Source organism: Comamonas sp. (genome assembly GCF_036666375.1).
Lineage (GTDB): Bacteria > Pseudomonadota > Gammaproteobacteria > Burkholderiales > Burkholderiaceae_C > Comamonas.
This window is the reverse complement of the sequence record NZ_JAVWWA010000087.1, coordinates 1-22,291: the sequence shown is the minus strand read 5'-3', so window position 1 is coordinate 22,291 and position 22,291 is coordinate 1. Positions and strand designations below refer to the sequence as shown.

The following is a 22,291-nucleotide window of genomic DNA, read 5'->3' as shown; positions in this document are numbered from 1 at the left end:
GCACCTATACGGCCGCCGTCAGCGCGCTCGCATGCAGGCAGATTGCCGCCGCCGCCGCCACATTGAGCGATTCCTCGCCGCCGGGCTGGCCTATGCGCACCTGCAGCGCCGCGCGCGCCTCGACGGCCGCGCCCACGCCCTGCCCTTCATGGCCCATGGCCCAGGCGCAGGGCCAGGGCAGCTGGGTGTGCTGGATCAGCTTGCCCTGGTGCGAGCTGGTGACGATCAGCGGCACCTGCAGCGCGTCGAGCGCCTCCACATCGGCCGACTCGACCAGATGCAGACCGAAATGCGCGCCCATGCCTGCGCGCAGCACCTTCTGGCTCCACAGCGCGGCCGTGCCCTTGAGCGCGACCACCTGCAGAAAACCAAAAGCCGCGGCGCTGCGCAGGATGGAGCCCACGTTGCCCGCGTCCTGCACGCGGTCCAGCACCACGGTCGCCAGCCCGGCCTGCGGCGCCTGGCCCGGCAGCCATTCGAGCAGATAGCCCATGCGCGCCGGCGACTCGAGGCCGCTGATATCGGCAAACAGCGCGTCGGCCAGCACCACGACCTTGTCCGCGGCCTGGGCCCATTCGGCCGGCACCTGGGGCCAGAACGATTCGGCAAACACCGCCACCGCGGGACGCAGGCCGCGCGCCAGCGCCGCGCGGCACAGATGGTCGCCTTCGAGCCAGACCTGGCCCTGCTTGCGGTAGGCCGTGCTGTCGTGCGACAGCTTGCGCAACTCCTTGACAAAGGCGTTGTCACGCGAATGGATGGCGGTCACAGGTGAAGTCATGGCAGTTCAGGAAAAGGAAGGGGCCAGCACCTGGGCGACAGGCGAAAACGAACGGCGGTGCTCGGGGCAGGCGCCATGCGCCTGCAAGGCCGTCAGGTGGGCGGGCGTGCCATAGCCCTTGTGGCCGGCAAAGCCATAGGCGGGGTATTGCGCGTCCAGGCGCTCGCACCAGCGGTCGCGGTGCACCTTGGCGAGAATGGACGCCGCGGAAATCGCCTTGACCAGCGCATCGCCCTTGACGATGGCTTCGGCATGCATGTCGAGCACCGGAATGCGGTTGCCGTCGACCAGCACCAGCACGGGCTTGAGGCGCAGCCCCATGACGGCGCGGCGCATCGCCAGCATCGTGGCCTGCAGGATGTTGAGCTCGTCGATCTCCTGCACGCTGGCTTCGGCAATCGAGCAGCACAGCGCCTTCGCGCGGATTTCGTCGAACAGCGCTTCGCGGCGCGCGGCCGTGAGCTTCTTGGAGTCGGCCAGGCCCGCTATCGGGTTCAGGTCGTCGAGAATCACGGCGGCCGCCACTACCGGGCCGGCCAGAGGACCGCGCCCCGCCTCATCCACCCCGGCTACCAGGCCGGGCGGATGCCACGGCAAGCAGACCTGTTCAGGTGGAAGAGACAACTTTCTGGATTGCATCAGCGGCCAATCGGGCGGTATCGCGCCGCAGCAGATGGTGCAGCGCTGTGAAGCGCTGCTCCAGCGCCTCAATGGTTGAAGGAGAATCATCGCGCGCGCGCAGCCAGCGCAGCACCTCGGCGGCCAGCGCCTGGGGCGTGGCCGCGTCCTGCAGCAATTCCGGCACGACAAACTCGCCGCACAGGATATTGGGCAGTCCGACCCAGGGCTGCAGCTGCTTGCGGCGCATCAGCCGCCAGCTCAGCGACTGCATGCGGTAGCCGATCACCATCGGGCGCTTGAACAGCGCCGCTTCGAGGGTGGCCGTGCCGCTGGCAATCAGCGTGCAGTCGCAGGCCGCAAGCGCGTCGTGCGACTGGCCCGACAGAATGCGGATGCGCGCCTCGATGCCCGCGGCACGCGCCGCCTGGCGCACGGTGTCGATCAGCGAAGGCACGGCCGGTACGATGATTTCCACCGCCGGAAATACCTGGCTGACCAGGGCTGCGGCCGCGAAGAACGCGGGCGCGATATAACGAATTTCGGAAGTCCGGCTGCCGGGCAGCACGGCCAGCACCAGCGCGTCCTGCGCCAGGCCCAGACGCTGGCGCGCGGCCTGGCGATCGGGCGCAAGGGGAATCACGCTGGCCAGCGGATGACCTACATAGGTCGCCGCAATGCCATGGCCGGCGAGCAGCTCGGGCTCGAACGGAAAAATGCACAGCACATGGTCGGCCGCGCGGCGGATCTTCTCCACGCGGTTGGCACGCCAGGCCCAGATCGACGGGCAGACGAAATGCACGGTCTTGACGCCCTTGGCGCGCAGATCGGCTTCGAGCCCGAGATTGAAATCTGGCGCATCGACGCCGACGAACACGCTGGGCGGATCGGCCAGCAGCCGATCGCGCAATTGCCGGCGTATGCGCAGCAGCTCGGCCAGTCGCTGGAACACTTCCCAGTTGTAGCCGTGCACGGCCAGCCGCTGGCTGTCCCACCAGGCGTCGAAGCCGCGCGCGCGCATCTGCGGGCCGCCTATGCCCGCGCTTTGCAGCGCCGGCCACTGGGTCTTGAGACCGTCGAGAATCAGGCCGGCCAGCAGGTCGCCCGAAGTCTCGCCGGCCACCATCGCCACACGCGCTGCAGTCATTGGAAGCTCCCGTTCAGCGCGCGAGACCGCGCCTGGAGCCGGCGATGAACGCGCTCAGCGCGTCGATATCGGCGACGGCTTCGGGAAATTGCGCGGCCAGCGCGACAATCGCCTGGCGTGCGGCTTCGAGCGTCAGCCCCTGGCGGTACAGCAGCTTGTGCATCTGCTTGACCGCGGCCAGGCGCTGGGGCGAAAAACCGCGCCGGCGCAGGCCTTCGAGGTTGAAGCCGCGCACCGACAGCGGATTGCCGTCGACCAGCATGAACGGCGGCACGTCCTGCGAGATATGGCTGGCGAAACCGGCCATCACATGCGCACCGATCTGCGTGAACTGGTGCACGCCCGTGAGGCCGCCCAGAATTGCATGGTCGCCGACCTTCACATGGCCGGCGAGCGTGGCATTGTTCGCCAGCACCGTGTGATTGCCCACGACGCAGTCGTGCGCAATGTGCACATAGGCCATGATCCAGTTGTCGTCGCCGACCTGGGTCAGCCCCTGGTCCTGGACCGTGCCGAGATTGAACGTGCAGAACTCGCGGATGGTGTTGCGATCGCCGATGACCAGCCGCGTGGGCTCGCCCGCGTACTTCTTGTCCTGCGGCTGCGCGCCCAGCGAGGCAAACTGGAAAATCTGGTTGTCCGCGCCTATCGTCGTATGGCCTTCGATGACGCAATGCGCGCCCACCGAAGTGCCGGCGCCTATGCGCACATCGGGACCGATCACCGCATAGGGACCCACGGTCACCGATGCGTCGAGCTGGGCCGCCGGATCAACCAGCGCGGTAGAGTGAATACGGCTCACGACCAACCCAGCGCTTTCAGCCCACGGCCCGCATGGTGCACATCAGGTCTGCTTCGCAGGCCACTTCGTCACCGACGCGGGCCACGCCCTTGAACTTCCAGATGCCGCCGCGCACGCGGTCGATGGTGATTTCCAGCACCAGCTGATCGCCGGGCTCGACCGGACGCTTGAAGCGCGCGGCATCGATGCCCACGAAATAGTAGATGTTGTTTTCGTCCGGCACCTTGCCCATGGCGTCGAACGCCAGCAGGCCCGCGGCCTGGGCCAATGCTTCGAGCATCAGCACGCCGGGCATCACGGGACGGCCGGGGAAATGGCCCTGGAAGTAAGGCTCGTTGAACGTGACGTTCTTGATCGCCTTGATACGTTGGTTGCTCTCGAGCTCCAGAACCTTGTCCACCAGCAGAAACGGGTAGCGGTGGGGCAGTTGCTTGAGAATTGCGTGGATATCCATCATTGCGTTCCGATCTTGCTGCCCTGCGGCTGCTGCTGCTCAAGCGCCTTGATGCGCTCGCGCAAGCTGTGCAGCTGCTTCAGAGTGGCAGCATTTTTTTCCCATTTGTTGTTTTCATCGACAGGAAACATTCCTGTATAGACGCCGGGCTTGTTCAAAGAACGCGTCACCACAGTCGCCGCCGAGATATGTACATTTTCGGCCAATTGCAAATGCCCGAGAACGATGGCGCCGCCGCCGACGGTGCAATGCGCACCGATACGCGCACTGCCCGCCACGCCCACGCACCCGGCCATGGCGACATGCTGTCCGACATGGACGTTATGTCCGATCTGGACGAGATTATCCAGCTTCACGCCGTTTTCAATCACAGTGTCATCGAGCGCGCCGCGATCCACGCAGGTATTGGCACCGATTTCCACATCATCACCGATGCGCACCGCACCGAGCTGCTCGATTTTCACCCAGGTTCCGCGCTCGGGCGCGAAGCCAAAGCCGTCGGAGCCGAGCACCACGCCCGCATGCAGCAGGCAGCGCGCACCCACGACGCAGTTCTCGCCTACCGTGACGCGCGACTTGAGCACCGTGTGCGCGCCTATGCGCGCGCCGCGCTCGACCACGCACAGCGGGCCTATATAGGCCGTTGGATCGATCACCGCTTCGGGGTCGACCACGGCGCTGGCATGCACGCCGCTGAGCGGCGCGCGCTCGTGCAGACGCTTCCACAACTGGGTCGCGCGCGCGAAATACACATAGGGATCGGGCGCCACGATACAGGCGCCACGTTGCATCGCAGCGTCCCGCATGGCAGGCGCCACAATGACACAGGCCGCCTTGGAGGCGGCCAGTTGCTGCTGGTAGCGTGGATTGCTCAGGAAACTCAAGTCTCCCGCGCCTGCGGAGTCCAGCGGAGCAATACGGGAAATTTCCGTATCGCTGTCCGCCAGCTCCAGCGTCCCCCCCAGCGCACCCACAATTTGCCCGAGTAGCAAGCTCACTGTCTGTACGTCTTCAGCAGCAGATCACTTGGCGGCGTTGAGCGCCTTGAGCACCTTGTCGGTGATGTCGTGCTTGGGGTTGATGTAGACGGCTTCCTGCAGGATCACGTCGTACTTTTCGGCTTCGGCAACGGTCTTGACCACGCGGTTGGCGCGCTCGAGCACTTGCGACAGCTCTTCGTTCTTGCGCGAGTTCAGGTCTTCCTGGAATTCGCGGCGCTTGCGCTGGAATTCACGGTCCTGGTCGACCAGTTGACGCTGGCGTGCGGTGCGCTGCGATTCCGACAGCGTGGGGGCTTCGCGCTCGAACTTGTCCGAAGCGGTCTTGAGCGTGTTGCCGGCGTCGACCAGCTCCTTTTCGCGCTTGGAGAATTCGGCTTCGAGCTTGGCCTGTGCAGCCTTGGCCGTGGTGGCTTCGCGGAAGATACGGTCCGTATTGACAAACCCGGCCTTGAATTCTTGCGCATGCGCAGCCAGAGCCATGGTGCTCATCAGCACGGCCAGAGAGATTTGGCGAGAAAGTGATTTCATTAGAAGGACGTTCCGATTTGGAATTGAAGTTTCTGGATTTTATCCCCAGCGAATTTACGCACGGGATGAGCATACGCCAAGCGCAATGGCCCCAACGGGGAAATCCAGCTCAAACCAATGCCAGCCGAAGCCCGCATCAGCGAGAAGTCAACCGTTTCGCGGTCGCCAAACACATTACCGACGTCAACAAAGGTGAACACACGCAAAGTTTTGTCATTGCCGGCGCCTGGCAGCGGCGCCATGAATTCGGCATTCAGCGTGACTTTCTTCGGGCCGCCGAGCGACGAGCCGATCACGTCACGCGGACCCAGCGTGCCCTGGTCGAAACCGCGCACCGAGCCCAGGCCGCCCGAGTAGAAGTTCTTGAACACCGGGAACGGCCGGCCATTGAGGCCCTTACCCCAGCCCAGCTCACCGTTGAAGGCCAGCGTGAACTTCTTGCTCAGCGGCACGTACTGCTGGATCTGGTAGTTGGCGCGCACGTAACGCGCATCGCCGGCCACCGACCAGTCGGTGTTCAGGCGCTGGTAGCGGCCTGCATTGGGAGCGAGCGCGCTGTCGCGGCTGTCGCGCGACCAGCCTATGGTCAGCGGCACGGCCGTGCTGGTATAGCCATAGGTGTCGCCATAGGCCAGGTAGGCTGCGGGAATATTGGTGCCCGGCTTGATGCGCGTCTGCTCCAGGCCGGCGCCGAAGAACACCGTGTCGAGCTCGCTGAACGGCACGCCGAAACGCACGCCCGTACCGGCCGTGACGAGCTCGTAGTTGCCGCCCTGGTCTTCGTAAGGCTTGTCGGTGCGGTAGTAGACGTCAAGCGTGCGCGAGATGCCTTCCTTGGTGAAATAAGGATCGGTGGTGCTCAGCACCAGGGTACGGCGGTATTTACTGGTATTTACATCAATACCCAGATAGTTACCGGACCCGAAGACGTTTTCCTGCTTGATGCCGAACGACAGCGAGATTTTTTCAGCACTTGAAAAACCTGCACCCAATTGCAACGAGCCTGTGGGCTTCTCGGCCACGGACACGACGATATCGACCTGATCGGGCGAACCGGGCACTTCCTGGGTCTCGACATTGACTTCGGTGAAGAAGCCCAGGCGGTCGACGCGGTCGCGCGACAGCTTGATCTTGTCGCCGTCGTACCACGAGGCTTCGAACTGGCGGAACTCGCGGCGAATCACTTCGTCGCGCGTGCGGTTGTTGCCGCTGACCTGGATGCGGCGCACATAGGCGCGGCGCGAAGGCTCGGCCTTGACCACGATGGACACGCGGTTGTTGGTGCGGTCGATCTCGGGCACGGCCTCGACGCGCGCGAACGCAAAGCCGAAGTTGCCGAAGTGATCGGAAAACGCCTTGGTGGTCTGCGTGACCTGGTCGGCGTTGTAGGGCTCGCCGGGCTTGATCGTGACCATGGACTTGAACTCGTCGTCGCGGTCGAGGTAGTTGCCTTCGAGCTTGACGTCCGACACCACATAGCGTTCGCCTTCGTGGATGTTCACCGTGAGCGAGATCGTCTGCTTGTCGGGCGAAATCGCGACCTGGGTCGACTCGATGCGGAATTCGAGATAGCCGCGCTGCAGATAGTACGAGCGCAGCGTCTCCAGATCGGCATTGAGCTTGGAGCGCGCATAGCGGTCGGACTTGGTGTACCAGCTGAGCCAGCCGCCGGTGTCCTGGTCGAACAGGCCCTTGAGCGTGGATTCGCTGAAGGCCTTGTTGCCGACCACGTGGATCTCGTTGATCTTCGCGGGTTCGCCTTCGGTCACCGTGAACGTCAGGTTGACGCGGTTGCGCTCGATGGGCGTCACGGTGGTGACGACTTCCGCGCCATAGAGGCTGCGGTTGATGTACTGGCGCTTGAGTTCCTGCTCGGCGCGGTCGGCGAGCGCGCTGTCGAAAGGCCGGCCTTCGGCCAGACCCACGTCGCGCATGGCTTTCTTCAAGGTGTCCTTGTCGAACTCCTTGGTGCCGGCGAAGTTGACGTCGGCAATCGTCGGACGTTCCTCTACAACCACCGTGAGCACGTTGCCGTTGGCTTCGAGACGCACGTCCTTGAACAGGCCCAGAGCGAACAGCGCACGGATCGCGGCCGAGCCTTTTTCGTCGTTGTAATCATCACCCACACGCAGGGGGATGGACGCAAAAATGGTACCCGCTTCCACCCGCTGCAGACCTTCGACGCGGATGTCCTGGACCTTGAAAGGCTCCAGTGCCCAGGCGGCGTTGGCCGCAAGAACCATGGCGGTCAAGGCCGAAGCGGTACGCGCGCCTAAGCGATTGATGTGTTTTTTCATGAGTGAATTGCCGCCGACTTGCTTGGCAAAATTCGGCAAAATTAGTTAGCCCAAGAGCCGGTTGATATCGTTGAAAAAGGCGATGCACATCATCAGCAGCAGCACAGCCACGCCGAGACGCTGCAATCTTTCCATCCAAGCTTCGGACACCTGCCGGCCCGTCACGCCTTCCCAAAGATAATACATCAGGTGCCCGCCGTCCAAAACGGGCAGGGGCAGCAGGTTGAGAACACCCAGGCTCACGCTGATCAGCGCGAGGAAAGCCAGGTACTGCGTGAAGCCCATGCTGGCCGATTTGCCCGCATAGTCGGCAATCGTCAGCGGACCGCTGATATTCTTCAGCGACGCTTCACCGATGACCATGCGGCCCATCATGCGCAGCGTCAATACCGACAGATCCCAGGTGCGCTGCGCGCCATTTTGCAGGCCTTCGACAAAGCCGCGGCGCACCAGCGTCATTTCGGGCGCGGCGCCCACGAATGCGCCTATGCGCCCCACCCACTGATCGTCCTGCTGCACCGCATCCGGGCGCACCGACAGCTGCATGGGCTGACCGCCCCGCTCTATGCGCCAGTCCTGGGCCACGGCTTCGGTGCCGCGCACCGAGGCGCGGATCAGGCCGCGCAATTGCTGGCCGTCGACCACCGGGACCGCGCCCACGGCGAGCACCTTGTCGCCTTCACGCAGGCCTGCGCGCCGGGCCGCGCCGTCGGGCAGCAGTTCGCCCATGACGGCCGGCGTCCAGGGCGCGACCACGCCTATGCGCTCGAACAGTTTTTCGTCGGCTTCGCGCGTTTCCAGCGTTCCCAGCGGCAGCTTGAGCTCGGTCGCCGCGGCGGTCTGCGGCCGCACGATCTGCAGGCGTGCATCCTGGCCTTCGAGCGCGGCGCGCGCCAGCGCCCAGCGCAGCTCGTCAAACGACACCACGGGCTCGAGCGGGCCGTCGCCGCGCGCCACGGCCTGCACCAGCTCCGCGCCCTGCAGGCCCGCAGCCTGGGCCAGCGAGCCGGCCGGCGGGCTGGCCACATACGGCTTGGGCTCCTGCACCCCTATCCAGTTGACTCCCGCATACAGCAGCACCGCGAGCAGCAGGTTGGCCGCGGGGCCGGCCGCGACGATGGCCGCGCGCGAACGCAAGGGCTTGTTGTTGAACGCCAGATGGCGCTCGCCTTCGGCCACCGGTGCTTCACGCTCGTCGAGCATGCGCACATAGCCGCCGAGCGGAAACGCGGCCAGCACGAACTCGGTCGACGAGCCCTTGGGCGTCCAGCGCAGCAAGGGCTTGCCGAAGCCCACCGAGAAACGCAGCACCTTGACGCCGCAGGCCACCGCGACGCGGTAGTGGCCGTACTCGTGCACGGCGATCAGCACGCCCAGCGCCAGCGCGAAAGCGAGGACAGTCATCAACATGGGTGGCGCCTATCTCGAAAAAAAGAGGGTCGGGCCCGGCCGTTCAGGCCAGCGCCCAGCGTTCGACCGCGGCGCGCGCGCAAGCCCGCGCCTGGGCATCGACGGCCAGCAGGTCTTCGAGCGAACCTGGAGCCTGCGGCAGCTGCATCTTCTCGAGCGTCTCGAGGTTGACCGCATGGATGCGGTCGAAAGTCAGCCGGCGGTGCAGGAAGGCATCGACGGCCATTTCATTGGCCGCGTTGAGCACCGTGGTCGTGCCTTCGATGGCGCGCAGCGCCTGCCAGGACAGGTGCAGGCCCGGAAAGCGCTGGGCATCGGCGTCCTCGAACGTGAGCGCGCTGAGCTTGGAGAAGTCCAGCCGCGCCGCGCCGCTCGTGATGCGCTCGGGCCAGGCCAGGCCGCAGGCAATCGGCACGCGCATGTCGGGCGTGCCCAGTTGCGCCAGCACCGAGGCATCGTTGAACTGCACCATCGAGTGCACGATCTGCTGCGGGTGGATCACCACCTTGATCTGATCGGGCGCCATGTCGAACAGCCAGCGCGCCTCGATGACTTCCAGCGCCTTGTTCATCATCGTCGCGGAGTCGACCGAAATCTTGCGGCCCATGGAGAAGTTCGGATGGGCGCAGGCCTGTTCGGGCGTGATCTGCGACAGGCTCGCGGGATCGCGCGCGCGAAACGGCCCGCCCGAGGCCGTGAGCAGGATGCTGTCCACGCGCTGCGCCCAGGTCGTGCGGTCTTCGGGCAGGCACTGGAAGATCGCCGAATGCTCGCTGTCTATGGGCAGCAGCGTCGCGCCGTGGCGCTTGACGGTGTCCATGAACAGCGCGCCACCGACGACCAGCGCCTCCTTGTTGGCCAGCAGCAGGCGCTTGCCGGCCCGGGCTGCGGCCAGGCAGGGCCCCAGGCCCGCGGCACCGACAATCGCTGCCATGACGGCGTCTACGTCTTCATGCGCCGCAATCTGCTCGAGCGCATCGGGCGCCTGCAGCACTTCGGTCGCCAGGCCGTTGGCCTTGATCCTTTCGGCCAGTTCGCGCGCATGGGCCGGGCTGGCCATCACCGCGAAGCGCGGCTTGAACTGCGCGCACTGCGCCAGCATCAGCTCGACCTGGGTCGCTGCGCTCAGCGCAAACACCTCGTAATCCTCGAGGTGGCGCGACACGACATCCAGCGTGCTGGTGCCGATAGAGCCCGTGGAGCCGAGAATGGTGAGACGTTGTTTCATGGATTTACAAAAGAAGAAAGCATCATGGCCAATGGCAGGGTCGGCAGCAGCGCATCGATGCGGTCGAGCACGCCGCCGTGGCCCGGCAGCAGCGCGCTGCTGTCCTTGACACCGACGCTGCGCTTGACCAGCGACTCGACGAGATCGCCGACCACGCTCATGGCTCCCATGAACACCACGGCCAGCACCAGGAACCACAGGCCCTGACGCAGCAAAAGAGAATAGAAGCTCGGCAGCGTCGCGCCCAGCTGGCGGTCGGCAAGCACCCAGACCGCGGCCAGCACCAGCACGCCGGCCATGCCGCCCCAGACCCCTTCCCAGCTCTTGCCGGGACTGATCGAAGGCGCGAGCTTGTTGCGCGTGAACTTGAGGCCGAAAGCGCGGCCCGCGAAATAGGCAAAGATGTCGGCCACCCAGACCAGCAGCAGCACCGACAGCAGGAAATTGACACCCATGCGGTGCGCCTGCAGCACGGCCAGCCAGGCCAGCCACAGCGCGAGCACGCCGCCGACCAGGCGCAGCGCCAGCGGCACCCGCGCCCAGGCGCCCACGCCCGCGCGCAGCAACGCCGCGCCCACGAGCACCCACAGGCTGCCGCCTATGAGCCACAGCCGTGTCAGCGGCTGCTCAAGCCAGCCCAGATACCAGCTCAGGCCGCACAGCAGCAGGCAGGCCGCACCCAGCGCGCTCGCGCCGGCCTGGCCCAGGCCGTGCATGCGCCCCCATTCCCAGGCGCCCGCGGTCATCAATACCAGCACCACCACCGAGAACGGCAGCGGGTCCGGATAGAACAATGCGGGAAGAAGAATAGCCAGCAGGACCAGGGCGGTAATGACACGCTGCTTGAGCATGGTTCCCTTTCTCAGACCGGCAACTGCGCGGGAGGGGCCGACTGAATTTGTGCAGAAGTTTTGCCAAAGCGGCGCTCGCGCGCGCCGTAGGCAGCAAAAGCCTCGTCCAATGCCGCTTCGTCGAAGTCGGGCCACAGGACAGGGCTGAAAAACAGTTCCGAGTAGGCCAGCTGCCACAGCAGGAAATTGCTGATGCGCATTTCTCCGCCCGTGCGTATCAGCAGATCGGGATCGGCGACATGCGCCAGCCCCATGGCCGCGTTCAGGCTGGCTTCGGTGATGGGCTCGCCGCGGGCGGCCAGACCGGCTGCCGCCTGGGTGATGTCCCAGCGTCCGCCATAATTGAAACAGATATTGAGCACCAGGCGGCCATTGTGCGCCGTTTCGCGCTCGGCGACATCGAGCCCGGCGCAGATGCGCTCGCTCAGGCCGCGGCGTTCACCGACGAAGTGCAGCTGCACGCCTTCGCGGCCCAGCTGCGCCACTTCGCGGCCCAGCGCCGAAGTCAGCAGGCCCATCAGGCCGGAGACCTCGTCTTCGGGCCGCTGCCAGTTCTCCGAGGAAAACGCAAACACCGTGAGCACCTTCACACCGCGCTCGAGACAGGCCTTGACGCAGCGGCGCAAGGCCTTGACGCCTTGCGCGTGCCCCGTCAGCCGGGGCATGAAGCGGCGCTTGGCCCAGCGGCCGTTGCCATCCATGACGATGGCAACATGCGCGGGCACGGAAAGTTCGGTGAACGTCTGCAAGGCGTGATCTACGGTGACGTGACCTGTCAAACCGCCATGATCTCTTGTTCCTTGGCCGCCACCAGCTGATCGATTTCAGCGATGTGGCGGTCGGTCACTTTCTGCACGTCGGTTTCGGCGCGCTTCTGGTCGTCTTCGGACGCGAGCTTTTCCTTGACCAGCTTCTTGACCGAATCGTTGGCATCGCGGCGCAGGTTGCGGATGGCGATCTTCGCGCCTTCGGCTTCATTGCGCGCGAGCTTGGTCATTTCCTTGCGGCGCTCTTCGCTCATCGGCGGCACGGGCACGCGGATCAGATCGCCCAGCGACGAAGGGTTCACGCCCAGATCGCTTTCGCGGATGGCCTTTTCGATCTTGGCTCCCATGGGCTTTTCCCAGGGCTGGACGCTCAGCGTGCGCGAATCGAGCAGCGACACGTTGGCCACCTGCGTCAGCGGCACCATGGAGCCGTAATATTCGACCATGATGCTGTCGAGCATGCCGGCGCTGGCACGGCCCGTACGGATCTTGCCCAGGTTGTTCTTGAACGCCGTGATGGACTGGTCCATCTTGGCTTCGGTGGTTTTCTTGATGTCAGCAATCGTCATGTCTATTCCTCGGGGATCGGCTATGCACCTGCGTGGTGCATGATGCTCAAGCGTACACCAAGGTGCCTTCGTCTTCGCCCATCACCACGCGCAGCAGCGCTCCATGCTTGACGATGGAGAACACCCGCACCGGCAGCTTCTGGTCGCGGCACAGCGCGAAAGCGGTTGCATCCATGATGCCCAGATTGCGCGAAATGGCTTCATCGAAGCTCAGCTTCGTGTAGCGGGTTGCTTCAGGGTCCTTGAACGGATCGGCCGTATAAACGCCATCCACCTTGGTCGCCTTGAGCACGACTTCGGCACCGATTTCCGCACCGCGCAGCGCGGCGGCGGTGTCGGTGGTGAAAAACGGGTTGCCCGTACCAGCGGCGAACACCACGACCTTGCCCTCTTCGAGGTACTGCAGCGCCTTGGGGCGCACGTAAGGCTCGACCACCTGCTCGATCGCAATGGCCGACATCACGCGGGCCGTCAGGCCCTGCTTGTCCATGGCATCGGCCAGGGCCAGGGCATTCATGACCGTGGCCAGCATGCCCATGTAGTCGGCCGTTGCACGGTCCATTCCTACGGAGCCGCCCGCCACGCCACGAAAGATGTTTCCGCCCCCGATAACGACCGCCACCTGCACACCCACGCGGGTGACGGCAGCGATCTCTTCCACCATGCGAACGATGGTGGCCCGGTTGATGCCGAAGGAGTCGTCGCCCATGAGCGCCTCACCAGACAACTTGAGCAAGATGCGCTTGTGGGCTGGTGCTGCGTGGGTCATGAAAAATACTCCGTACGGTAAAAAATGGGATCAGGGGAAAGAAAACGGTCTACGGATGACTTAAGCGCCAGCCTTGGCAGCAGCCACTTGGGCAGCCACTTCAGCAGCGAAGTCGTCCACCTTCTTCTCAATGCCTTCGCCAACCACGTACAGGGTGAAGCCCTTGACGGTGGTGTTTGCGGCCTTGAGCATCTGCTCGACGGTTTGCTTGCCGTCAGCGGCCTTCACGAAGACCTGGTTGTTCAGCGAAACTTCCTTGAGGTACTTCTGCACCGAACCTTCGACCATCTTGGCGACGATGTCGGCGGGCTTGCCCGATTCAGCGGCCTTGGCGGTGGCCACGGTGCGCTCTTTTTCAATCAGGTCGGCAGGCACTTCAGCGCTGCTCAGGGCCACGGGCTTCATTGCCGCCACGTGCATGGCCACATCCTTGGCAGCCGTTGCATCGCCTTCGAATTCGACGACCACGCCGATGCGCGAGCCGTGCAGGTAGGAAGCCAGGTTGCTGCCGCTGAAGTACTTGAAGCGGCGGAACGACATGTTTTCGCCGATCTTGCCGATCAGGCCCTTGCGCACGTCTTCCAGCGTGGGGCCGAAAGTGTCCTGCTCGTAGGGCAGTGCAGCCAGCGCTTCGAGGTCGGCGGGGTTGTGCTCGGCGATCAGCTTGGCAGCGGCATCGGCCAGGGCCAGGAAGCTGTCGTTCTTCGAGACGAAGTCGGTTTCGCTGTTGACTTCGACCATCGCACCGACGTTGCCGTTGATGTAGGTAGCAACCACGCCTTCGGCGGTGATGCGCGAAGCGGCCTTGCCAGCCTTGGTGCCGAGCTTGACGCGCAGCAGCTCTTCAGCCTTGACCAGATCGCCGTCGGCTTCGGTCAGTGCCTTCTTGCATTCCATCATCGGTGCGTCGGTCTTAGCACGCAGTTCAGCCACCAGTTTTGCGGTAATAACAGCCATCTTAATTCTCCGGTTTCAGTTCGATTCGTTACAAGTATTGAGGCTAAAAAAAGGGGGCTACCAGAGCCCCGCTTCCTTTTCGCGACAGGTCGCGTTGCCGGACTTTAGGCAGCCGACTCTTGCACTTCCACAAATTCGTCCGAGCCTTCAGCAGCCACGGCCTTGACGACGTCGTTGACGGCGTCGGCACGGCCTTCGATGATCGCGTCAGCGATGGCCTTGGCGTACAGTTCCACGGCCTTGGCCGAGTCATCGTTGCCAGGGATCACGTAGTCGATGCCTTCGGGGTTGTGGTTCGAATCCACCACACCGATCAGGGGGATGCCCAGCTTCTTGGCTTCGGCCACGGCGATCTTGTGGAAGCCCACGTCGATCACGAAGATGGCGTCAGGCAGACCGTTCATGTCCTGGATGCCGCCGATGTCCTTTTCCAGCTTTTCGAGTTCGCGAGCGAACATCAGCTGTTCCTTCTTGCTCATCGCTTCCAGACCGGCTTCCTGCTGGATCTTCATGTCCTTCAGACGCTTGATCGACGTCTTGACGGTCTTGAAGTTGGTCAGCATGCCGCCGAGCCAGCGCTGGTCGACGTAAGGCACGCCAGCGCGCTGGGCTTCAGCAGCCACCAGCTCACGGGCCTGGCGCTTCGTGCCGACCATCAGCACGGTACCGCGGTTGGCGGACAGCTGCTTGGCGAACTTCTGCGCAGCCTGGAGCATCGGCAGCGACTTTTCCAGGTTGATGATGTGAATCTTGTTGCGGTGACCGAAGATGAACGGAGCCATCTTGGGGTTCCAGAAGCGGGTTTGGTGACCGAAGTGGACACCGGCTTCCAGCATTTCGCGCATAGTGACGGACATATGAATACTCCAAAGGTTGGGTCTAAAATCCAGCCCGACATTTGCCCGTGAGGGCAACACCTTGAGGGGACTGGTTTGCTATTTGCTTTGCTGCTTGCCGCTGGGGCACACTGTGCGTCAGACGCGGCGGCGGACGCGAAAAACGCGCCCAGCGCTGCATGCCGCAAGGCAGCACTCAGCAAAGCCGAAAAATTCTACCACAAGCATGCACTCTGATCTTTGCTCGGCACTCGCCAACGTGCGCAGCGGCGAATGCCGCGCCACCGATCTGCTCCAGGCCGCGATCGCCACGGCGCGCTCGCCGGTCTGCGACCATGTGTTTGCGCAGACGCTGTTCGAGAGCGCGATGCGCAGCGCCGCGCGCGCCGCGCCGCAGCTGCCGCTGGCCGGCCTGCCGATCTCGGTCAAAGACCTCTTCGACATCCAGGGCACACGCAGCGCGGCAAGTTCGCGCGTGCTGGCCGATGCGCCCGCTGCGGCCGCAGACTGCCTGGCCGTGGCGCGGTTGCGTGCGGCCGGCGCGGCAATCATAGGCCGTACCCATATGGTCGAGTTCGCCTACTCGGGCGTGGGCGTCAACCCGCACTACGGCACGCCCGCGGCGCTGGACGCCCGCTTCGGCCCGCTGCCCGGCCCGGCGCGCGTGAGCGGCGGCTCGTCTTCGGGCGCGGCGGTTTCGGTCGCCAGCGGCGCGGCCTATGTGGGACTGGGCTCGGACACCGGCGGCTCGATCCGCATTCCCGCGGCGCTCAATGGGCTGGTCGGCTTCAAGAACACCGCGCGCCTGACCCCCACCAGCGGCACCATCCCGCTGTCACCCACGCTGGACACCGCCTGCGCCATCACGCGCAGCGTGCGCGATGCCATTCTTGTGCATGAGATCCTCGCGGCACGCACCGTCACGCGCGCTGCCGCGGGCATGGCCGACTGGCGCCTGGCCGTGCCGCGCCAGCTGTTTCTCGACGACCTCGAGCCTGCCGTGGCACTGGCTTTCGAACGCAGCCTCGCGCAACTGCGCGCCGCGGGCGCGCGCATCGACGAGATCGAGCTGCCCGAAACCGACACACTGAACCACATCAACGACCACGGCAGCTTCTCGGGCGCCGAAAGCTATGCCTGGCACCGCCCGCTGCTCACGCGCGCCGACGCGCTGGGCCGGCCCTATGACCCGCGCGTGCGCAGCCGCATCGAGCGCGGCGCGGGCATGAGCGCCGCGCACTACATAGACCTGCACAGCGCGCGCAACCAGTGGATAGCGCGCATGGAGCGGGCATTGGCCGGCTATGACGCGCTGCTGTCGCCCACGGTGCCGATTCTCGCGCCGACAATCGACAGCGTCGCTCCCGCCGACGGCCTGGACGCGGCGCTCGACGCCCAGCGCAACGCGGCTTTCCAGCGCGCCAATACCCTGCTGCTGCGCAACACCAGCGTGGTCAACATGCTCGACGGCTGCGCGCTGTCGCTGCCTTGCCACATGCAAGGCGAGCTTCCCGTAGGGTTGATGGTCTGGCACGGCGCACTGCACGATGATGCAGTTCTCGACATCGGTCTGCAGATCGAAGGCATACTCGCGGCCTCGTAGCGCTTGCCGCGCTGCGGGCCGCAATTCCCTGATCACACCCCTCTCATGAATATCGCCATCGTGGGTGCCGGCGCCGCCGGCATCGCCACTGCGCACGCGCTTGCACGCGACGGCCACGCCGTCACGGTCTACGACCAGAACGGCAGTGCCGCCGAAGGCGCGAGCTTCGCGCCCGCGGGCTGGCTCGCGCCCGCCCTGCTCCAGCCCTGGAGCGCTCCGGGCCTTGCGCCCTCGCCCGGCCTGCGCCAGCACCCCGCGCTGCTGCGCATAGGCAGCGGGCTGGGCCGCGCCGATCTGACATGGCTGTGGCGCTGGCGCCAGGCCGGGCAGCGCGTGCGCAGCGCGCCCGAAAGCGTGCACCCGGCACTCGCCGCCATCGAACGCCTGGCCCAATACAGCCGCGCGCTGCGCGACAGCGAAGGCACGGCGTTCGACCAGGAGCTGCAATCGCAGACCGGCGCCATGGTCGTGCTGCGCACCGAAGCCACATTGGCCCGGCTGCAGCCCGCGCTCGCGGTACTCGCCGACGCGGGCGTGGCAGTGCAGCGGCTGGACGCGGCCCAGGCACGCCAACTCGAGCCGGGCCTGGCGCATGACTTCAAGCTGATCGGCGCACTGAACCTGCCCGGCGCCACCACGGCGAATTCCCGTCTCTGGGTGCAGTTGCAGCGCATCGAAGCCCAGCAGATGGGCGTGCAGTTCGTGTTTGACGCGCGCATCACCCGGCTGCGCCATGCGCCTGCGGGCGTGCAGCTCGCGGGCGAGGCCGCGCCGCGCGTGCACGACGCGCTCGTGGTCTGCGCCGGCGCCGACAGCGCCGCGCTGCTGCGCCCGCTGGGCCTGAAGCTGCCCGTGGTCGGCCTGAGCGGCTACACGGTCAGCGCCCCCATGCGCGAACCCGTGCATGCGCCGCGCTGCGCTGTCGTCGACTGGGACAGCCAGATCATGCTGGTGCGGCTGGGCCAACGCGTGCGCGCGAGCGGCGGCGCCGAAATCGGCACCTCGGCCGCGCACCACGCGCCCAGCCTGCAGCGCCTCTATGACGCGCTCAACCACTGGTTTCCCGGCGGCATGCAGCCGTCGCAAGGCGTGCAGACCTGGCGCGGCACGCGCGCCATGACGCCCGACGGCGCACCGCTGCTGGGCGCGAGCGGCCTGCCCGGCGTCTGGCTCAACCTGGGCCACGGCAACCACGGCGCGGCCATGGCCCATGGATCGGGCCAACTGCTCGCCGACCTGATCTCGGGACGCGCGCCCGCAATCGATACCAGCGGACTGCTGTTGCGTTGAATCCCGCCCCGGCTATGCTGGGGCCATGGAACACATTTCCTCCGACACAGCGCACGCGCTGCACGGCGTGGCCGCGACGCGCACGCTGGAAACCGCGGCCGCCAGCGGCCTGCCCGCGCATTGCCTGATGCAGCGTGCGGGCGCGGCCAGCGCGCGCCTGGCGCTGGCGCTCGCGCCGCATGCGCGCCACATCTGGATCGCCTGCGGCAGCGGCAACAACGGCGGCGACGGCCTCGAGGCCGCAGCCCTCTTGCACCAGTCCGGCCGCAACGTCAGCGTCACCTGGCTGGGCCAGCCGGGCAGCGCGCCTGCCGACGCGCGCGCGGCCTGGCAGCGCGCGGTCGCCGCGGGCGTGGTGTTCGCACCCGGACCGCCTGCCGACCTCGGCCCGCGCGACCTGTGCATCGACGCCCTGCTGGGCATAGGGCTCAGCGCGGCGTGCGCGCGCCCGCCGGGGCCGGCATTGCGTGCGCTGCTCGATCAACTGCACACCAGCGCGGCAGCGCTTCTCGCGGTCGACATTCCTTCCGGGCTGGACGCCGATACCGGCCAATACGCCCCGGGATTCGCACCCGACTCGCCGCGTGCTGGACCTTGCCACACGCTGAGCCTGCTCACGCTCAAGCCAGGGCTGTTCACCGCCCAGGGGCGCGACGCCTGCGGCAGCGTCTGGTTCGACGACCTGGGCTGCGGCGCGCAGGCGCCTGCGCCCACGGCACAGTTGGGAATCGATGGCCGCAAACCGCACGCAGGCACGCGTGGCGCTGCGCGGCACGCCAGCCACAAAGGCAGCTTCGGCGATGTCGCGGTGATAGGCGGAGAAGGCCTGGCCGCGCGCGGCATGGGAATGACCGGCGCGGCCTTTCTCGCCGCCGGCGCGGCGGTGTTCGGCGGCGCGGGCCGGGTCATGGTGGCGCTGCTCGACGAAGGCCTGACGCTGGCCCCGCCCTGGCCCGAACTGATGCTGCGCCGCATCGATGCCTTGCGCCTGCCCGATCTGACCGTGGTCTGCGGCTGCGGCGGCGGCGAAGCCGTGCGCGCCGTGCTGCCCGGCGTGCTCGCCCAGGCCGCGCGCCTGGTGCTCGACGCCGACGGCCTCAATGCCATCGCCGGCGACAGCGCGTTGGCGGCGGCGCTGCGCGCGCGCGCCAGCGCCGGCCAGGCCACCGTGCTCACGCCCCACCCGCTCGAGGCCGCGCGCCTGCTGCAGACAACCACGACCCAGGTGCAGGCCGACCGGCTCGCCGCCGCGCAGGCGCTCGCGGATCGCCATCTCTGCACCGTGGTGCTCAAAGGCTCGGGCTCGGTCACCGCCACGCCGGGCAGGCGGACTATCATCAATCCGACCGGCAATGCGCGGCTGGCGACAGCCGGCACGGGCGATGTGCTCGCCGGACTGATAGGCGCGCGCCTGGCGCAGGGGCTTGCGCCCCACCATGCGGCCAGCGACGCCGTGTACACCCATGGCGCGGCGGCCGACCGCTGGCCCACACATCTGGCGCTCACGGCCAGCGCGCTGGCGACCACGCTGCAATGAAAAAGCCCTCGCAGGCGTGACCGGCGAGGGCTTTGTGGTGCAGCAGCGGCTCAGCGGCGCGGCTTGCGCTTGGGCTTGCCGCTGGGCGGCTTGGGGCCCGTCGCGGCCCTGCGCACCGAAGCCTTGAGGCCTTCGATGGGCGACGGTGGGGGCAGCGATGGCATCAGCAGCGACGGTTTGGAGCGGCTGCCGCGATGGTCGCGGCCAGCAGGCGCATCCATGTCCCCATCCTGCACGTCTTCCACCTGCGGCTTGGCGTCGCCACCCTGGCGCGCACCTGCATCGTGGGGCTTGCGCTCGGGGCGCTCGCCGCGATGGCCTGGCTCCTCGCGCCGGCCGCGTTCGTCGCGCGGGCTGCGCTCTTCACGCGTGCCGCGCTGGGGCTTGGCGTCGCGCTTGCCGCCGCTGTTGCCGCGTGCCGGCAGGGCTTCGCCGCCCTCCTGCACCAGGCGGAAATCGATGCGCCTGCCGTCGAGATCGACGCGGCTGACCTGCACGCGCAGGCGCGAGCCGATCGCGTAGCGTATGCCCGAGCGTTCGCCGCGCAGTTCCTGGCGCATTTCATCGAACTTGAAGTAATCGCCGCCCAGCTCGGTGATGTGCACCAGACCTTCGACATACATCGCGTCGAGCGTCACGAAGATGCCGAATGTGGTCACGGCCGTGACCATGCCCGAGAACTCCTCGCCCAGATGCTCGCGCATGTACTTGCACTTGAGCCAGGACTCGACATCGCGGCTGGCTTCGTCGGCGCGGCGTTCGTTGGCGCTGCAATGCAGGCCTGCGGCCTCCCAGGCCATGAGCTCGGCGCCGCCCGCGGGCTTCTTGCGCGGCGTCTGGCCGGGCGCACTCACGCGGTTCGCGAGGCGCTTGGCCAGCTTGGCATGGGCTTCGCCCGGCGTGGGCAGCACGGGCAGGCGGTAGCGCTTGCCTTCGAGCGCGGACTTGATCACGCGGTGCACCAGCAGATCGGGGTAGCGCCGGATCGGGCTCGTGAAGTGGGTGTAGGCGTCGAACGCCAGGCCGAAGTGGCCTTCGTTCACGGGCGTGTAGATGGCCTGCATCATCGAGCGCAGCAGCATGGTGTGGATCTGCGGCGCGTCGGGGCGGTCCTTGGTGGCCTGGGCAATCGCCTGGAACTCGGCGGGCTTGGGGTTGTCGCTGATCGACATGCCCACGGCCATGGCCTTGAGGTAATTGCGCAGCACTTCCTGCTTCTCTACCGAAGGGCTGTCATGCACGCGAAACAGGCCGTTCTGGCCGCTTTGCGCGATGAAGTCGGCGCTGCAGACGTTGGCCGCGAGCATCGCTTCCTCGATCAGCTTGTGCGCCTCGTTGCGCGTGCGCGGAATGATCTTCTCGATGCGGCCGTTGTCGTCGCAGACGATCTGCGTCTCGGTGGTCTCGAAATCAACCGCACCGCGCGCCTGGCGCGCCTTGAGCAGCGACTGGTAGACGCCGTGCAGGTTCAGCAGATCGGGCACGCGCGCGCTGCGGCGCTGGGCCTCGGGGCCGCGCGTATTCGACAGGATGGCGGCGACTTCGGTATAGGTGAAGCGCGCATGGCTGTGCATCACGGCCGGATAGAACTGGTAGGCGTGGATATCGCCCTTGGCCGTGACCAGCATGTCGCAGACCATGCACAGGCGGTCGACGTCGGGGTTGAGCGAGCACAGGCCGTTGCTGAGCTTCTCGGGCAGCATGGGAATCACGCGGCGCGGAAAGTAGACGCTGGTCGCGCGGTCGTAGGCATCGGTGTCGATCGCGCTGCCGGTGCGCACATAGTGGCTCACGTCGGCGATCGCCACCAGCAGGCGCCAGCCCTTGGCGCGGCCCACCTTGGCGGGCTCGCAATACACCGCGTCATCGAAGTCGCGCGCATCTTCGCCGTCGATGGTCACCAGCGGGACGTCGGTCAGGTCTATGCGCTGCTTGCGGTCGATCGCCCGCACCTTATCGGGCAGGCCCTTGGCCTGCTCCAGGCACTCGGGCGAGAACTCGTGTGGCACATCGTACTTGCGCACCGCGATCTCGATCTCCATGCCCGCGTCGTCGACTTCGCCCAGCACTTCAGTGATGCGCCCCACGGGCTGGCCGAACAGCGCGGGCGATTCGGTCAGCTCTGCGACCACGACCTGGCCGGTCTTGGCCGTGCCCGTGGCGTTCGCGGGAATCAGCACGTCCTGGCCGTAGCGCTTGTCTTCAGGTGCGACCAGCCAGACGCCGCTTTCCTGCAGCAGTCGGCCGATGATGGTCTTGGTCGGGCGTTCGATGATTTCGGTCACGCGCCCTTCGGGGCGGCCGCGCCGGTCATGGCGCACGATGATGACCTTGACCCGGTCCTTGTGCAGTACCGCACGCATTTCGTTGGCCGGGATGTAGATGTCTTTTTCACCGTCATCGCGCAACACGTAACCGTGGCCGTCACGATGCCCCTGCACGCTGCCTTCAATTTCTTCGGTTGCGCTGGCAGAGTTTGTGCTGAGGTTCATTTTTTTGCTATACAATGTTGATCTTTCCTGAGATGCCCAGGTGGCGGAATTGGTAGACGCACTAGTTTCAGGTACTAGCGAGTAACATCGTGGAGGTTCGAGTCCTCTCCTGGGCACCAAGTTTAACGAGAACCTGTGAAGGTTTTTGAAAAATTCAGGGCTACTGCTACCTCAGTGGTCTTGTAATGTGATTGTGCGATGTGGCAGGGCCCACGCAACAAGTTTCTGGAAATAAATATTTTCGGAAGTTTTGAAAAACTCAGCTTTTTATGCTGCATAATTCAAATCTTTCCTGAAATGCCCAGGTGGCGGAATTGGTAGACGCACTAGTTTCAGGTACTAGCGAGTAACATC

The 22,291-nt window shown here is 65.7% G+C and carries 20 protein-coding genes and 1 tRNA gene; 4 read left to right on the top strand and 17 right to left on the bottom strand.

What is annotated here, in order from left to right; all coding sequences use genetic code 11:
- Positions 1-4: 4 nt before the first annotated feature.
- The 16 genes from RR928_RS18485 to rpsB all read right to left on the bottom strand — a co-directional run bounded on the left by RR928_RS18485 (position 5) and on the right by rpsB (position 15,036).
- Positions 5-781: a TrmH family RNA methyltransferase gene (locus tag RR928_RS18485; RefSeq protein WP_332538856.1), complete on the bottom strand. Its 777-nt coding sequence runs from the start codon at positions 779-781 to the stop codon at positions 5-7.
- Between the two features lie 6 nt (positions 782-787).
- A complete protein-coding gene (rnhB, locus tag RR928_RS18480) occupies positions 788-1,420 on the bottom strand; it encodes a ribonuclease HII (RefSeq protein WP_332538855.1) in 633 nt (210 codons plus the stop codon).
- Complete coding sequence (lpxB, locus tag RR928_RS18475; protein WP_332538854.1) at positions 1,389-2,546, bottom strand: lipid-A-disaccharide synthase; 1,158 nt, start codon at positions 2,544-2,546, stop codon at positions 1,389-1,391. The genes rnhB and lpxB overlap by 32 nt, the downstream gene beginning before the upstream one ends.
- A gap of 13 nt (positions 2,547-2,559) precedes the next feature.
- Complete coding sequence (gene lpxA / locus RR928_RS18470; RefSeq protein ID WP_332538853.1) at positions 2,560-3,348, bottom strand: acyl-ACP--UDP-N-acetylglucosamine O-acyltransferase; 789 nt, start codon at positions 3,346-3,348, stop codon at positions 2,560-2,562.
- 16 nt (positions 3,349-3,364) lie between these two features.
- Complete coding sequence (fabZ, locus tag RR928_RS18465; RefSeq protein ID WP_213293195.1) at positions 3,365-3,805, bottom strand: 3-hydroxyacyl-ACP dehydratase FabZ; 441 nt, start codon at positions 3,803-3,805, stop codon at positions 3,365-3,367.
- Positions 3,802-4,800 (bottom strand): UDP-3-O-(3-hydroxymyristoyl)glucosamine N-acyltransferase, encoded by a 999-nt coding sequence (gene lpxD / locus RR928_RS18460; protein ID WP_332538851.1) that lies wholly within the window; start codon positions 4,798-4,800, stop codon positions 3,802-3,804. Before lpxD ends, fabZ begins: the two co-directional genes overlap by 4 nt.
- Before the next feature lie 24 nt (positions 4,801-4,824).
- Positions 4,825-5,331, bottom strand: coding sequence for an OmpH family outer membrane protein (locus tag RR928_RS18455; protein ID WP_332538849.1), 507 nt, complete (start codon positions 5,329-5,331; stop codon positions 4,825-4,827).
- On the bottom strand, positions 5,331-7,628 hold the full coding sequence (gene bamA / locus RR928_RS18450; RefSeq protein WP_332538848.1) for an outer membrane protein assembly factor BamA: 2,298 nt from the start codon (positions 7,626-7,628) through the stop codon (positions 5,331-5,333). Before bamA ends, RR928_RS18455 begins: the two co-directional genes overlap by 1 nt.
- 45 nt (positions 7,629-7,673) lie before the next feature.
- Positions 7,674-9,038 (bottom strand): RIP metalloprotease RseP, encoded by a 1,365-nt coding sequence (rseP, locus tag RR928_RS18445; protein WP_332683675.1) that lies wholly within the window; start codon positions 9,036-9,038, stop codon positions 7,674-7,676.
- Positions 9,039-9,081: 43 nt separating this feature from the next.
- Entirely contained in the window at positions 9,082-10,266 is a 1,185-nt protein-coding gene (gene ispC / locus RR928_RS18440; protein ID WP_332683673.1) for a 1-deoxy-D-xylulose-5-phosphate reductoisomerase, read from the bottom strand.
- Positions 10,263-11,117, bottom strand: coding sequence for a phosphatidate cytidylyltransferase (locus RR928_RS18435; protein ID WP_332538845.1), 855 nt, complete (start codon positions 11,115-11,117; stop codon positions 10,263-10,265). Before RR928_RS18435 ends, ispC begins: the two co-directional genes overlap by 4 nt.
- Positions 11,118-11,128: 11 nt before the next feature.
- Entirely contained in the window at positions 11,129-11,896 is a 768-nt protein-coding gene (uppS, locus tag RR928_RS18430; RefSeq protein ID WP_442881927.1) for a polyprenyl diphosphate synthase, read from the bottom strand.
- Positions 11,893-12,453, bottom strand: a complete 561-nt coding sequence (gene frr, locus RR928_RS18425) for a ribosome recycling factor (RefSeq protein ID WP_332683670.1) — start codon at positions 12,451-12,453, stop codon at positions 11,893-11,895. Before frr ends, uppS begins: the two co-directional genes overlap by 4 nt.
- A gap of 46 nt (positions 12,454-12,499) precedes the next feature.
- Positions 12,500-13,222 carry a UMP kinase gene (gene pyrH, locus RR928_RS18420; RefSeq protein ID WP_213293203.1) on the bottom strand — a complete coding sequence of 241 codons (723 nt, stop codon included), beginning with the start codon at positions 13,220-13,222 and terminating at the stop codon, positions 12,500-12,502.
- Positions 13,223-13,282: 60 nt separating this feature from the next.
- Positions 13,283-14,179, bottom strand: a complete 897-nt coding sequence (gene tsf, locus RR928_RS18415) for a translation elongation factor Ts (protein WP_332538842.1) — start codon at positions 14,177-14,179, stop codon at positions 13,283-13,285.
- Positions 14,180-14,283: 104 nt separating this feature from the next.
- A complete protein-coding gene (rpsB, locus tag RR928_RS18410; protein WP_332538841.1) occupies positions 14,284-15,036 on the bottom strand; it encodes a 30S ribosomal protein S2 in 753 nt (250 codons plus the stop codon).
- A gap of 205 nt (positions 15,037-15,241) precedes the next feature.
- Between rpsB and RR928_RS18405 the strand changes: the two genes are divergently transcribed.
- From RR928_RS18405 to RR928_RS18395, 3 genes are read left to right on the top strand one after another with little or no spacing between them, the layout of a single operon-like run.
- Positions 15,242-16,618 carry an amidase gene (locus tag RR928_RS18405; RefSeq protein ID WP_332538840.1) on the top strand — a complete coding sequence of 459 codons (1,377 nt, stop codon included), beginning with the start codon at positions 15,242-15,244 and terminating at the stop codon, positions 16,616-16,618.
- Positions 16,619-16,663: 45 nt separating this feature from the next.
- Positions 16,664-17,908, top strand: a complete 1,245-nt coding sequence (locus tag RR928_RS18400; RefSeq protein WP_332538839.1) for an FAD-dependent oxidoreductase — start codon at positions 16,664-16,666, stop codon at positions 17,906-17,908.
- 25 nt (positions 17,909-17,933) lie between these two features.
- On the top strand, positions 17,934-19,445 hold the full coding sequence (locus RR928_RS18395; protein ID WP_332683663.1) for an NAD(P)H-hydrate dehydratase: 1,512 nt from the start codon (positions 17,934-17,936) through the stop codon (positions 19,443-19,445).
- Positions 19,446-19,495: 50 nt separating this feature from the next.
- On the opposite strand, the gene rnr is transcribed toward RR928_RS18395, so the two are convergent.
- Entirely contained in the window at positions 19,496-21,937 is a 2,442-nt protein-coding gene (rnr, locus tag RR928_RS18390; protein ID WP_332549685.1) for a ribonuclease R, read from the bottom strand.
- 34 nt (positions 21,938-21,971) lie between these two features.
- On the opposite strand from rnr, the gene RR928_RS18385 reads away from it, so the two are divergent.
- A tRNA-Leu gene (locus RR928_RS18385) sits at positions 21,972-22,056 on the top strand.
- Positions 22,057-22,291 lie beyond the last annotated feature (235 nt).

Coding starts and splice junctions, on each gene's coding strand:
- RR928_RS18485 (WP_332538856.1), bottom strand. CDS start 781: ATGACTTCACCTGTGACCGCCATCCATTCGCGTGACAACGCCTTTGTC.
- rnhB (WP_332538855.1), bottom strand. CDS start 1,420: ATGCAATCCAGAAAGTTGTCTCTTCCACCTGAACAGGTCTGCTTGCCG.
- lpxB (WP_332538854.1), bottom strand. CDS start 2,546: ATGACTGCAGCGCGTGTGGCGATGGTGGCCGGCGAGACTTCGGGCGAC.
- fabZ (WP_213293195.1), bottom strand. CDS start 3,805: ATGATGGATATCCACGCAATTCTCAAGCAACTGCCCCACCGCTACCCG.
- RR928_RS18455 (WP_332538849.1), bottom strand. CDS start 5,331: ATGAAATCACTTTCTCGCCAAATCTCTCTGGCCGTGCTGATGAGCACC.
- bamA (WP_332538848.1), bottom strand. CDS start 7,628: ATGAAAAAACACATCAATCGCTTAGGCGCGCGTACCGCTTCGGCCTTG.
- rseP (WP_332683675.1), bottom strand. CDS start 9,038: ATGTTGATGACTGTCCTCGCTTTCGCGCTGGCGCTGGGCGTGCTGATC.
- ispC (WP_332683673.1), bottom strand. CDS start 10,266: ATGAAACAACGTCTCACCATTCTCGGCTCCACGGGCTCTATCGGCACC.
- RR928_RS18435 (WP_332538845.1), bottom strand. CDS start 11,117: ATGCTCAAGCAGCGTGTCATTACCGCCCTGGTCCTGCTGGCTATTCTT.
- frr (WP_332683670.1), bottom strand. CDS start 12,453: ATGACGATTGCTGACATCAAGAAAACCACCGAAGCCAAGATGGACCAG.
- pyrH (WP_213293203.1), bottom strand. CDS start 13,222: ATGACCCACGCAGCACCAGCCCACAAGCGCATCTTGCTCAAGTTGTCT.
- tsf (WP_332538842.1), bottom strand. CDS start 14,179: ATGGCTGTTATTACCGCAAAACTGGTGGCTGAACTGCGTGCTAAGACC.
- rpsB (WP_332538841.1), bottom strand. CDS start 15,036: ATGTCCGTCACTATGCGCGAAATGCTGGAAGCCGGTGTCCACTTCGGT.
- RR928_RS18405 (WP_332538840.1), top strand. CDS start 15,242: ATGCACTCTGATCTTTGCTCGGCACTCGCCAACGTGCGCAGCGGCGAA.
- RR928_RS18400 (WP_332538839.1), top strand. CDS start 16,664: ATGAATATCGCCATCGTGGGTGCCGGCGCCGCCGGCATCGCCACTGCG.
- RR928_RS18395 (WP_332683663.1), top strand. CDS start 17,934: ATGGAACACATTTCCTCCGACACAGCGCACGCGCTGCACGGCGTGGCC.
- rnr (WP_332549685.1), bottom strand. CDS start 21,937: ATGAACCTCAGCACAAACTCTGCCAGCGCAACCGAAGAAATTGAAGGC.